At 31.2% G+C, this 13915-nt stretch carries 9 protein-coding genes; 1 reads left to right on the top strand and 8 read right to left on the bottom strand.

Annotation, left to right across the window (positions count from 1 at the left end):
• The first annotated feature begins 103 nt into the window (after nt 1–103).
• Nucleotides 104–424: a hypothetical protein gene (locus EHU54_RS02010; RefSeq protein ID WP_400248669.1), complete on the top strand. Its 321-nt coding sequence runs from the start codon at nt 104–106 to the stop codon at nt 422–424.
• Here the strand turns inward: EHU54_RS02010 and tuf are convergent.
• From tuf to EHU54_RS01970, 8 genes are all read right to left on the bottom strand, one after another.
• A complete protein-coding gene (tuf, locus tag EHU54_RS02005; RefSeq protein ID WP_348736040.1) occupies nt 414–1604 on the bottom strand; it encodes an elongation factor Tu in 1191 nt (396 codons plus the stop codon). The two genes, EHU54_RS02010 and tuf, sit on opposite strands and share 11 nt — an antisense overlap.
• 118 nt (nt 1605–1722) lie before the next feature.
• Nucleotides 1723–3801 (bottom strand): elongation factor G, encoded by a 2079-nt coding sequence (fusA, locus tag EHU54_RS02000; protein WP_400248668.1) that lies wholly within the window; start codon nt 3799–3801, stop codon nt 1723–1725.
• A gap of 22 nt (nt 3802–3823) precedes the next feature.
• Nucleotides 3824–4291, bottom strand: coding sequence for a 30S ribosomal protein S7 (gene rpsG / locus EHU54_RS01995; RefSeq protein ID WP_126820750.1), 468 nt, complete (start codon nt 4289–4291; stop codon nt 3824–3826).
• 25 nt (nt 4292–4316) lie between these two features.
• On the bottom strand, nt 4317–4739 hold the full coding sequence (rpsL, locus tag EHU54_RS01990) for a 30S ribosomal protein S12 (RefSeq protein WP_400248667.1): 423 nt from the start codon (nt 4737–4739) through the stop codon (nt 4317–4319).
• Nucleotides 4740–4874: 135 nt separating this feature from the next.
• Nucleotides 4875–8627: a DNA-directed RNA polymerase subunit beta' gene (rpoC, locus tag EHU54_RS01985; protein WP_400248666.1), complete on the bottom strand. Its 3753-nt coding sequence runs from the start codon at nt 8625–8627 to the stop codon at nt 4875–4877.
• Between the two features lie 14 nt (nt 8628–8641).
• Nucleotides 8642–12550, bottom strand: coding sequence for a DNA-directed RNA polymerase subunit beta (locus EHU54_RS01980; protein ID WP_400248665.1), 3909 nt, complete (start codon nt 12548–12550; stop codon nt 8642–8644).
• 124 nt (nt 12551–12674) lie between these two features.
• Nucleotides 12675–12830 carry a hypothetical protein gene (locus tag EHU54_RS01975; RefSeq protein ID WP_400248664.1) on the bottom strand — a complete coding sequence of 52 codons (156 nt, stop codon included), beginning with the start codon at nt 12828–12830 and terminating at the stop codon, nt 12675–12677.
• A 91-nt stretch (nt 12831–12921) separates the two neighbouring features.
• A complete protein-coding gene (locus EHU54_RS01970) occupies nt 12922–13497 on the bottom strand; it encodes a hypothetical protein (RefSeq protein WP_400248663.1) in 576 nt (191 codons plus the stop codon).
• Between the last annotated feature and the right edge of the window lie 418 nt (nt 13498–13915).

The following is a 13915-nucleotide window of genomic DNA, read 5'->3' as shown; positions in this document are numbered from 1 at the left end:
TTGTAGGAAAATATTAAATTTTTAAATAAAAGACATAATTAATTAAAATTATAATTTGCTATTAGTATCTTTTTAAAAATATTTACAATTATTTTACTAGGTTATGCAAGAAGTCTATTGAACATCAATGTCAGAAGCTGTTTCTTCAATTTTTTCTTTATTTCTAATTAAATTATTTCTTGATAAAATAAATAAGAAAATTGGGATAATTAAAATAAATCAAATGTATACAAAGAATTTTCCTCAAAAACTATTTGTTGCTGGAAATTCCGCATTATTAACTGTTGGATTATATTCCGTTGTTACTACTCGTTTCAGAACTTATCTAATATTATATAAGAAAAAAAATATAAAAACAAGATTAATTATAATTAATAAAAAAATAACTCAAAGAAAGTTATTTTTTAATGTTATTATTTACTAATTGAAACAACTGTTCCGGCACCAATTGTACGTCCACCTTCACGAATTGAGAATTTTGTTCCTTCTTCAATCGCAACTGGGGCAATTAATTCAACTGTCATTTCAACATTATCCCCTGGCATAACCATTTCAACACCGCTTGGTAATTTAATTGAACCTGTAACATCCGTTGTACGGAAGTAAAATTGTGGACGGTAGTTTCCGAAGAATGGTGTATGACGTCCACCTTCTTCTTTTGTTAAAACATAAACTTGTGCTTTAAATTCTTTATGTGGTTTAACTGAACCTGGTTTAGCAATAACTTGCCCACGTTCAACATCACTACGATCAACTCCACGTAATAAAACCCCAACATTATCTCCAGCTTTAGCATCATCTAATAATTTTCTAAACATTTCTAAACCTGTTGCAACAACTTTTTTAGTTTCATTTTTTAATCCAACGATTTCGACTTCTTCATTAACTTTAACAATTCCACGTTCAACACGACCTGTTGCCACTGTTCCACGACCTGTAATTGTGAAAACATCTTCAACTGGCATCATAAATGGTTTAGCAGTATCTCTTTCTGGTTCTGGAATTCATTCATCAATTGCGTTCATTAATTCCATAATTTTTTCTTCTCATTGAGCATCACCTTCAAGAGCTTTTAAAGCTGATCCTCTAATAACTGGTGTTTTTTCACCATCAAAACCATATTCGCTTAATAGATCTCTAACTTCCATTTCGATTAAATCCATCATTTCAGTATCGCCATCCATCATATCACATTTGTTTAAGAAAACAACCATTTTTGGTACACCAACTTGTCTTGATAATAAGATATGTTCTCTTGTTTGAGGCATTGGCCCATCTGTTGCTGCAACAACTAAAATCGCACCATCCATTTGTGCAGCACCTGTAATCATGTTTTTAACATAATCGGCATGCCCAGGACAGTCTACGTGCGCATAGTGTCTTTTATCAGTACGATATTCAACGTGTGAAGTATTAATTGTAATTCCACGTTCTTTTTCTTCAGGAGCTTTATCAATATTGTCATATTTTTGGGCTTCTGCAAATCCTTTTTTAGCTAATACAGTTGTAATAGCTGCTGTTAAAGTAGTTTTACCATGGTCAACGTGGCCAATTGTTCCAACATTTACGTGTGGTAAACTTCTATCAAATTTTTGTTTTGCCATTTTAATCTTTTCCTCCTATATTTTTAATTAATAGACAAATGTCATAATTATTGTAAATTAATTCTTTTTACTTTGCAATCTTTTTTTAGTAATGGTAGATTAAACCATTGTGTAATAATTAATCTGTTGATTTTCCTGCTTTTTTGATAATTTCTTCGGTAATTGACTTTGGTGCTTCTTGGTAATGTGAAAACAACATTGTATAAGTTCCCCGTCCTTGGGTAAAACTTCGTAAGTCAGTTGCATATCCAAACATTTCTGATAATGGAACTTTTGCCTTTACAACTTGGGCATTTCCACGTTGATCATTTCCTTCAATTTGACCACGACGTGAAGATAAGTTTCCCATTACATCCCCATAGTATTCTTCTGGAACAGTAACTTCAACAGCCATAATTGGTTCTAAAATAACTGGTTTACATTTTTTAGCGGCTTCTTTTAAAGCTAAACTAGCGGCAAACTCATAAGCCATTTGTGATGAATCGACATCATGGTATGACCCATCATATAATGTTGCTTTAATATCAATCATTGGATATCCTGCTAATTTTCCTGTTTGCATTGACTCTTCTAAACCTTTTTTAACTGAGCCAATGAATTCTTTTGGAATTTTTCCACCAACAACTGCGTCAACAAACTCAAATCCTTTATCATGATTTGGTTCAAACTTAATTCATACGTGTCCATATTGTCCACGTCCTCCTGATTGTTTAATGTATTTTCCTTCTACTTCAGCACTATCTTTAAATGTTTCACGATATGAAACTTGTGGTACTCCAACATTAGTTTCCACTTTAAATTCACGTTTCATTCGATCAACTAAAATATCCAAGTGGAGTTCTCCCATTCCAGCAATAATTGTTTGCCCTGTTTCTTCATCTGTTCATGTTCGGAAAGTTGGATCTTCTTCTGCTAATTTTTGTAATGCTAAACTCATTTTTTCTTGGTCAGCTTTTGTTTTTGGTTCTAAAGCTAAGTTAATAACTGGTTCTGGGAAAACCATTGATTCTAAGATTACTTCATTTTTTTCATCACAAAGCGTATCTCCCGTTGTTGTTAATTTCAAACCAACTGCTGCTGCAATATCACCAGCATACACTGCTTCAATTTCTTCACGATTATTAGCATGCATTTTTAACAAACGACCAATACGTTCTGTTTTATCTTTTGTTGAGTTTAATACAGAACTTCCTTTTTTTAACACTCCAGAGTAAACCCGGAAGAATGTTAATTTCCCAACAAATGGGTCTGTCATAATTTTAAATGCTAATGCTGAAAATGGTTCACTATCATCAGCATGACGTTCAACTTCAGTCCCATCTTCTAGAACACCTTTAATTGATGGAATATCAAGTGGTGAAGGTAAATAATCAATTATCCCATCCAACATTAATTTAACTCCTTTGTTTTTAAAAGCACTTCCACAAAAGACTGGGAAAAAATCACCAGTTAATGTTGCAGTACGAATTGCACTTTTAATTTCTGGAATTGAAATATCATTACCATCCAAGTATTTCATCATTAAATCTTCATCAAAGTTAACCACTGCTTCAATTAATTTCATTCGGTATTCTTCAACTAAGTCTTTTAAATCATCTGAGATTGGAATTTCTTTTGCTTCTTCGTTTGCTGCTCCATCATAATGATAAGCTTTTCGTTCAACGATATCAATAATTCCTGTAAACTGGTCTTCAGCTCCAATTGGAATTTGAACTGTATGAGCATTTGCTTGTAAACGGTCATGAATTGTTTTTACTGAGTATAAAAAGTCAGCTCCAATTTTATCCATTTTATTAACAAAGACAATCCGTGGTACACCATATGTAGTTGCTTGACGTCAAACCGTTTCTGTTTGGGGTTCAACTCCTGATTGTCCATCAAGAACAGCTACTGCTCCATCTAACACACGTAATGATCTTTCTACTTCAACAGTAAAATCAACGTGCCCTGGAGTATCAATAATATTTAAACGCATATTTTTTCAAAACGCCGTTGTTGCCGCAGAAGTAATTGTAATTCCACGTTCTTGTTCTTGAGTCATTCAATCCATTTGGCTAGCTCCATCATGGGTTTCACCAATTTTATGAATTTTCCCAGTATGGAACAAAATGCGTTCTGTTGTTGTAGTTTTTCCAGCATCAATATGTGCCATAATTCCAATATTTCTCGTATTTTCTAGAGAATATTCTCTTGCCATTTTTCTTTTCCTTTTCTATTTTTTATCAACGATAATGAGCAAAAGCCTTATTAGCTTCTGCCATTTTATGGGTATCATCTTTTTTCTTAACTGCTCCCCCAATTCCATTTGAAGCATCAATAATTTCATTTGCTAAACGATCAATCATACTTTTTTCATTACGTAATCTTGCATAATTAATTAATCATCTTAATCCTAACGTAACTTTACGATCTTCATTTACTTCAATTGGAACTTGGTAATTAGCTCCCCCAATTCGGCGAACTTTTAATTCTAAATGTGGCGTAATGTTTTCAATTGCTTTATTAAAAACTTCTAACGGTTCAGTCTTTGTTTTTTCTTTAACAATCTCAAATGCTCCATATAAAATTGTTTGAGCAACTCCTCTTTTCCCATCAATCATAATTTTATTAATTGCACGTGTTACTAATTTTGAACTATAAATTGGATCTGGTAAAACATCTCTTTTCTCTGCTTGGCGTTTACGCATCGTAATAATCCTCCTTTCTGTTTAATTAAGCTTTTGCAGCTTTTGGTCTTTTTGTTCCATATAGTGATCTTCCTTGTTGGCGGTTATTAACTCCAGCAGTATCTAAAGTACCACGAATAATATGGTAACGAACCCCTGGCAAATCTTTAACCCTTCCACCACGGATTAATACAACACTATGTTCTTGTAAGTTATGTCCTTCACCAAGAATATATGCTGTTACTTCCATTCCGTTTGTTAAACGCACACGAGCATATTTTCGTAACGCTGAGTTCGGTTTTTTTGGTGTCATTGTTGCAACCCTTGTACAAACACCTCTTTTTTGTGGTGCTGTAACATTAGTAGGTTTTTTTTGTAAAGAGTTTAGCCCTCTGTTTAAAGCAGGAGCTTTTGTTTTTCACACTTTATCTTTACGTGGTTTACGCACTAATTGATTAATTGTTGGCATTAAGCTTTCTCCTTTCTGTTTCACATATCCTAGTGTATCAAAGAATACAATCCATATATAATATTACATAAAACAAAAAATTAAGTCAAGATTTATTCTCAATATTCCCAAGAAAAAAAAGACCTAATGGTCTTTTTAGTATTCTTCAGCTTTTGCTGCAATTCCAGCCGTAATAATATCTTTGGGATTTTTTAATCCTGTTCCCGCCGGAATTAAATGTCCTAACATAATGTTTTCTTTTAAACCTTCTAAACAATCAACTTTGCCTTTAATAATCGCCTTAACCAATACTCGTGTTGTATCTTGGAATGACGCTGATGATAAGAATGACTCAGATTCTAATGGTGCTTTTTTAATTCCAAAAATAACATGTTTTGCTGTTGGCGGTTTTTTCATTGAACGAACAGCATTAATTGTTTCATTACGATAGCGTTTAATTGTTACAATTTCTCCTGGTAATAATTCAGTATCACCAGCATCAATAATTTTAACTTTATTTAACATTTGTTTAATAATAATTTCAATATATTTATCAGAAATTTCAATTCCTTGTAAACGATAAACTCGTTGTACTTCTTTTAAAATATAATTATGAACATCTTCAATTTTGGCAACTTCTAATAATTCTTTAATATTAATTGAACCTTCCGTCAATTTTTGACCACGAGCAACTTTGTCACCAATTTTAACTCTTAAAACAGCATTATATTGCGTTTTATATTTTCGTTCATCACTATCTGATTTAACATAAATGGTATGAATTCCACCTTCATCACGAATATCACTAATTTTTCCATCAATTTCAGAAATAACAGCAATTGATCCTTTTGGTGTGGTTACATCTAATAATTCTTTAATCCGTGGTAACCCTTGGGTAATATCAGCTCCCCCAGCAACACCACCCGTATGGAATGTTCGCATTGTTAACTGTGTTCCTGGTTCTCCAATTGATTGTGCAGCAATTGTTCCAACTGCCTCACCAATTTCAACTTCCATTCCTGTAGCAAGGTTTTTCCCATAACAACGTTGGCAAACACCTTTTTCTGCTTCACAAGTTAAAACAGAACGGATAATAACTTCCCTAATATCATTATCAACAATTTTTCGACTATCTTCTTCAGTCAATAATGTATTAGCAGCAATAACTTTACCATTTTTTAATTTAATATCTTTTAAATTATAGCGACCAACTAAACGGTCAAATAATGGCACAATAATGTTAGCATGTTTTTGCTCAATAATATCTGATACAACAAAACCACGACGAGCATTACAATCTTTCACTGTAATAATAATTTCTTGTGAAACATCAACTAATCGTCTTGTTAAATATCCTGAGTCAGCTGTTTTTAAAGCAACATCAGCCATCCCTTTTCGTGCTCCATGGGTTGAAATAAAGAATTCTGACACTGTTAAACCTTCACGGAACGAAGACTTAATTGGTAATTCAATAATGTCTCCTTTTGGATTATTCATTAACCCCCGCATCCCAACTAATTGGGTAAAGTTTGAAACATTTCCCCGTGCTCCTGAATCCGCCATCATAAAGATTGGATTTTTTGGGTCTTCACGTAAAACATGTTCTAATTCAGTTTGAATGTTATCTTTAACTTTTGATCATACACTAATAATGCGGTGTTGTTTTTCACGACTGGTCAACATTCCCATTTTAAAGTAATCATTAATTTCTTTTACCTTTTGATCTGCCGCTTTAAATTCTTCTTGTTTTTTATCATAAACTTTAACATCGCCTGCTGATACTGTTACTCCTGATTTCCCTGAATATTTGAAACCAAGATTTTTCATGTTATCTAACATTTCAGCAGTCTTATTAGCTCCATATTGTTTAAAGTAGCGATCAATAATATTTGATAAATCTTTTTTCTTAAATGGTGGATTAACTTTTCAACTCGCTAAATATTCAACTAAATTAACATTGTCTTTAATTAATGAGCGAGCAGGTAATGCTGTTAAATTTTCAACATTCGGTTCATTTAAGTATGGAAACTCTTCTTTAAAAATTTGATTAAAAATAATTTTTCCTGGGGTTGTAATAATATAATCTTTCATTTGTTCGGGTTTAAATTTTTTATTTACAAAACCAACAACAGGAATAGCAACTAAAGCATGTAAAGCGACAGCTCCAGTTTCATATGCAATAACAGCTTCATTTAAATCTTTAAAGATTGTTCCTTCCCCTAATTGTCTTTTTTCTTCATATGTTAAATAATAATTCCCTAACACCATATCTTGGGTTGGTGTAACAATTGGTTTACCATCTTTTGGTCCTAAAATATTTCGACTTCCTAATATTAAACTTCGTGCTTCAGCAACTGCTTCTTCTGTAATTGGGACATGAACCGCCATTTGGTCACCATCAAAGTCAGCATTAAAAGCAGTTGTTACTAATGGATGTAATCTAATTGCTTTTCCTTTGACTAATTTTGGTTCAAATGCTTGAATTCCTAATCGGTGTAACGTTGGCGCACGGTTTAATAACACTGGACGAGTCTTAATAACTTCTTCTAAAACTTCTCATACTTTATCATCTTGATTTAAAATTAATTTTTCCGCAACTTTAATATTTGCTGCTAAACCATCTTTAACTAATTTGCTAATAACAAATGGTTTAAATAATGTAATGGCCATATCACGTGGCAACCCACATTGATACATTTTTAAGTCAGGTCCAATTGCAATAACTGACCGTCCTGAATAGTCAACTCGTTTTCCTAATAAGTTTTGACGGAAACGACCTTGTTTTCCTTTTAAAATACTTGTTAATGATTTTAATGGTCGTTTATCTTTTCCCGTTACTGGTCGTGCCTTACGTTCATTATCTAATAAAGCATCAACAGCTTCTTGTAGCATCCTTTTTTCATTATTAACAATAACACTTGGTGCTCCCATTGCTTTAACTTTTTTTAATCGTTCATTTCGAATAATAATTCGACGATATAAATCATTAATTTCTGATGTTGTAAAACGACCACCATCTAGTTGAATAATTGGACGAATATCTGGTGGAATGACTGGCACTGCTCGTAAAATCATTCATTCTGGTCGTGAACCTGATTTTTTTAATGAATCTAAAACTTCTAAACGTTTCATTAATTTATTTTGATCTAATTCTGTTTTTTTATCTTTTAAATCTTGCTTAATTTTTTCAATTTCATCATCAATGTTTAGATTTTTTAATAATACTTCAACAACTTCTGCTCCAATTCCAAATCGTGCATTAGTATGACGATTAATGAACTGAGCACATTCATCCATTGAAAATGGCAATGAAGTATTTTTTAAATCTTCAATCATTGTTTCTCCCACTTCATAAGCAATTGTGTTAGGTTCTAGTGTATCTAAAATTTCACGCAATGTCTTTGTTAATCGTTGACGTGTTTGTGCTGATGTTTTAGCATTTCCTAAATCTAATACCATTTTTTGTTTCAATGATTTTGCATCACCAGCATCTAATACAATATATGAAACAAAGTAAACAACTTCTTCAAGTTCTTTTGTTTTCATATCTAAAATTAAAGCAATTCGACTAGGTGCTGCTTTTAACATTCAAATATGTGTTACTGGTTCTTCTAATTCAATATGTCCCATTCGTTCACGACGAACAATCGCTTCAGTAATTTCTACTCCACAACGTTCACAAATTTTTCCCTTATTTTTTGATTTTTTGTACTTCCCACAAGCACATTCAAAATTTTTGGTTGGACCAAAAATCTTTTCATCAAATAATCCATCGCGTTCTGGTTTTAATGTTTTATAATTAATTGTTTCTGGTTTTTTTACTTCCCCATATGATCAACTACGAATATCATCAGGGTTTGCTAAGCCGATTTTAATCATACGATTATTTTTTTCATTATTTTCAATCATTTTTTTCTTCCCCCTTAATCTAATTCATCTTGATCATTAATTTCATCAAGTTCATCATCAATGTCATCTAACTCATCATCGTCTAAATTATCTACCAAGTCAAAACTATCTTCAACTTTAACAAATTCATCTAAATTATCATTTTTTTGTGGCTCAAGATTAGTACTTAAAATAAAGTTATCAATATCAAATTCATCTTCAAATTCATCATTATCTGTTAATAAGTCTTCATCAACATAATCTGTCTCATCATAACTCTTAATATTCTTAATGTTTCCTTTTTCGTCAATCATATGAATATTAAATCCTAACCCTTGAATTTCACGAGTTAGCACATTAAATGATTCTGGGATTCCTGGTTCTGGAATCTTTTTATCTTTCACAATTGATTCATAAGCACGTGTTCTTCCTTTAATATCATCAGACTTAATTGTTAAAATTTCGCGTAATGTATGAGCTGCACCATAAGCTTCTAACGCTCATACTTCCATTTCTCCAAAACGTTGTCCCCCATTTTGGGCTTTTCCTCCTAATGGTTGTTGTGTAATTAATGAATATGGCCCAACATTTCTTGCATGTAATTTATCATCAACCATGTGTGATAATTTCAACATATACATTACTCCTACCGAAACTGGATTATCAAATTTTTCACCTGTTCGACCATCAATTAAAACTTCTTTCCCAAAGTTTTTCATTCCTGCTTTATCCATAATTTCAACTAATTCTTCATTTGTTATTCCATCAAAAACAGGAGTTGAAATTTTTTGTCCCAACTTTTTCGCTGCCATTCCCAAATGAATTTCTAACACCTGTCCAATATTCATCCGTGATGGTACCCCTAATGGATTTAACATAATATCAATTGGTGTTCCATCTTCCATATGTGGCATATCTTCCAACGGTAAAATTTTCGAAATAACCCCTTTGTTCCCATGGCGACCAGCCATTTTATCTCCTTCTTGGATTTTTCGTTTTTGAACAATATAAACTTTAATAACTTCTAAAACATCAGCTGATAATTCATATTTTTCTCGTGGAAAGCGTTTAATTGCTTGGATAATTCCTTCACCACCATTTGGAACTCGTAATGAATTATCTTTAACATTTTTTGATTTTTCACCAAAAATTGCTTGTAATAATTTATCTTCTGGTGATAATTGGGTTTGTCCTTTTGGTGTTACTTTTCCAACTAAAATATCACCTGGTTTAACTTCTGTCCCAATAATAACTAATCCATCATCATCTAAAAATTTTCGTGCATTTTCAGAAATATTCGGAATCTCACGAGTAATCTCTTCTGGACCTTGTTTTGTTTGACGACGTTCAATTGTATATTCTTCAATATGAATTGATGTAAAAACATCTTCGGATACTAACCGTTCTGAAACAATAATTGCATCTTCATAGTTGTAACCATTTCATGTTGTAAAAGCAACTACTACATTTTGTCCTAATGCTAGTTCTTCTTTATCAATTGATGGTCCATCAGCTAAAACTTGTCCTTTTTCAATTTTTTGTCCTTGACGCACTAATGGTACATGAGTTAATGATGTTCCTTGGTTACTACGAACAAAAGTGTCTAAATTATAATTTTTTAACCCTTCTTTTGTTTTTAAAACAATTCTTGTTGCATCAACAAAATCAACAGTTCCATCATATTGTGAAACAATTGCTAATCCCGAGTCACGAGCAGCAGCATATTCAACTCCTGTTCCTACATATGGTGAATTTGGCGCAATTAAAGGAATTGCTTGTCGTTGCATATTAGCACCCATTAAAGCACGATTGGCATCATCATTTTCTAAAAATGGAATACAACTTGTTGCAATTGAAACAATTTGCTTTGGTGAAACATCAACATAGTCAACATCGTTTCGTCCAGCAATAATATTTTCTCCTTGGAAACGTGCAACCACTTGTTCATCTAAAATTTCACCCTTATCACTTAAACGAATATTAGCTTGTGCAACAACATAATTTTTTTCTTCATCAGCTGTTAAATAATCATTTTCCATTGTAACTTTGCAACCAATAACACGACGATATGGTGTTTCAATAAATCCATATGAATTAATTTTGGCATATGTTGCTAAGTTATTAATTAACCCAATATTAGGCCCTTCTGGGGTCTCAATTGGACAAATACGACCATAATGTGAGTAATGAACATCTCGGACCTCTAACCCAGCACGTTCTCTTGATAATCCTCCTGGTCCTAGGGCTGTTAATCGACGTTTATTTGTTAATTCAGCTAAAGGATTTGTCTGATCCATAAATTGTGATAATTGTGATAAATTGAAAAATTCACCAATAATTGCTGATAATGGCTTATTATTAATAATATTTGAAGGTTTCATTTTAAATAAATTTGAAGTTGACATTTTTTCTTTAACATTTTTTTCAATTCTTAGTAAACCAATTCGAAATTGATTTTGTAATAATTCCCCAATTGTTCGAACACGACGATTTCCTAAGTGGTCAATATCATCAACTTCCCCAATTCCATCTGTTAAATTTAATAAATATGAAAATGTCGCCAAAACATCAGGCACTGTTACATATTCATCAGTTGCATTAGGATCAATTCCAATAATATTCGCTACACGTGAACGAACTTCATTATCAAAATACACTTTAATTTTTTGGATTTTATTAGAACAAATAATTTCATCACTAAATTTAACTTCTTGTAAACAAGCTCCTGCTTTTAAAATTCCTTTTAACTTGTTAATAGCTTCTTTATCCATTAACGTTCCCTCAGTAAAAACAACTTTATCATTTACATCTTTAATGTCTTCAGCTAATATTTTGTTATAAATTCGATTTTCAACTGATAATTTTTGAATTAATTTAAAACGTCCTGCTTTGGTTAAATCATACTTACGTTTATCAAATAATAATCCATATAAATATTTTGTCGCACCATCTGGAGTTGCTGTTTCTCCTGAACGAATTTTTTTATAAATTTCTTGAACAGCAATACTTTGGTCATATGAAATATCACCTGTGTATGGATCTAATTCATAGGTGCTTTTTACTAATTTATTATCACCAAAAATTTCTAGAGCATCTTCTTTAATAATTCCTAACGCCGTTAAGAAATTAGCAACCGATACTTTTCTAGATTTATCTATTTTTACATAAAAAACATTCTCAAATTTTTCTTCTTTTCCAACTTTAATTTTTTTATGATCTGATTCAAACTCTAACCATGTCCCTCGTGATGGAATTAAATCAACATAGTAAACATTTTCTCCATTTTTACGATTTAAATCAATTTTATAATATGCTCCTGGTGAACGAACTAATTGTGAAACAACGACTTTTTCTGAACCATTAACAATAAAAGTTCCTTTTCCTGTCATTAGTGGAAAATCACCAAAAAAGACTTCGCCTTCTTTTTCAATTGTAATATCAATAATTAGTTTATCATCTAATCTTTCTTTAATTGTTACTGTACATGTTGCTGTTTCATCGCCAGAATGAATATCATAATAAATAACATCAGTTGATTTTTTTAAAATTGTAATCATATGCCCAACACGTTCTTCAATTCACGCTTTAATTAATTCGGGTTCTCCCTTAAAAATTGCTTTTTCAACTTCTAAATCTTTTGAATTAATTGTTAATTTTAAATTTGAATAAATTGGTGCTTCAAAGATTTTTGACTCATCTTTTGCTTGAGAAATTGTTCTTCGTGGCTCTCTAAATTCTCAATCTAACATCTCTAAAACGATATTTCCTTCATGTCCAACAATCGGAAATACCTCCCCGAACACTTCGCTAATCCCCGTTTTCTTGAATCAATCATATGTTTCAGTTTGAATTTCAATTAAGTTTGGTAATTCTAAATTCCCACTTACTTTTGTGTAATCAATTCTTTTAGCGTAATGCCCAAATTCTTTTTCTTTTAATGCCATTAATTATTAACCTCACTTTTCACAATATACGCTTATAAATTTTATATTGGTTTGACACAAAAGTCAATTTTTTTTATTAAAAATTAAAAAAAAGCATCAACTGCTTTTTTCCTTATATTAATTCTTACTTATGACGATCACAAATAAAAATTTCATCATCAACTGCACCAACCATTGCTTCTTTCATTTTTCCAAATAAGACTCTGGCAGCTCCGCCACCAATACCTTGTTTTTCTTGTTCGGCAATACATTTAAAACATTTTGGATTAAAATTCGTCATTGCTTAAGACCTTTTTATATATTATTTTAATTTTACTAAAAAATAATAAAGTTGTAAAACTAAATTACTTATCAATTAAAATTCATGCTCATTATCCATGGTTAACATCAATATCGCCACCATTTGAACCGTAGACTGCATAGAAAATTGAATTTGTTCGATTTAAACCAAATGTAAATGCTAAACAAAATGAACTTCAATAATAATTGAAGACAATTCGATTTCGAACGGTTTGATAATTATTATTATTTCCAACTCAAACGGCTTTATCTTTGACCAAATTATAAGCATTAAATAACTTAAGATCAGGTAAATTATCTACATTTGAACTTTGTTTAAAATTACTTAATAATTCTTTAAAAATTGCATTAGCACTCTGCGTATTTCTTTTAAATTTATTAAATAACTTTTCACCAACATGAAATACACTAGTATGCTTAAAATTAATTTCATCTTTAAAAGTTGAAACTCGTTTTTTAATTTCAACTTGATAATATTTATGAAACGCAACAATTATTTTTCCAAAATTTATTAATTTAGTATCTAAACCTTGACGACTAATTAAAATATTACTTTCAAAATTTTTACCATCGATTTTTAATGTTCCAGCTAATGGTAAACCATATAGTGAAATAAAATTTAAATTAACACATAATCTAGCTAACATCATATGATTATCACTGACATTAAAAATAGGTAAACTTTTTTATAAGCTGTTACAAAATTTTCAGTTGTTAAGCCCGATGAATTTATTCCCTCTCCTGCCCATAAGGCCGGTTGATAATTACCAATGTCAGCTGTTTCAGGTAATTGTCCTGAATTTTCAGCTGTTACCGTTCCTAAAATTAGACGCATTAAAGATTTATTACCAGTTTTATCAAAAGCAATTGCCGCACGAATTTCTTAATTAATTGCATTATTTTTCTTAATTTTTTCATTAAATTGTTGAATAAAAATTTTATCTAATAGACTTCTTGCATAACCTAGTAAAATAATAATTGTAAATATTTTTAAAAAGATACTAATAGCAAATTATAATTTTAATTAATTATGTCTTTTATTTAAAAATTTAATATTTTCCTACA

Source organism: Spiroplasma sp. ald, from assembly GCF_044714355.1.
GTDB classification, from domain to species: Bacteria; Bacillota_I; Bacilli_A; order Mycoplasmatales; family Mycoplasmataceae; genus Spiroplasma; species Spiroplasma phoeniceum.
This window is presented reverse-complemented; position numbering and strand designations above follow the sequence as displayed.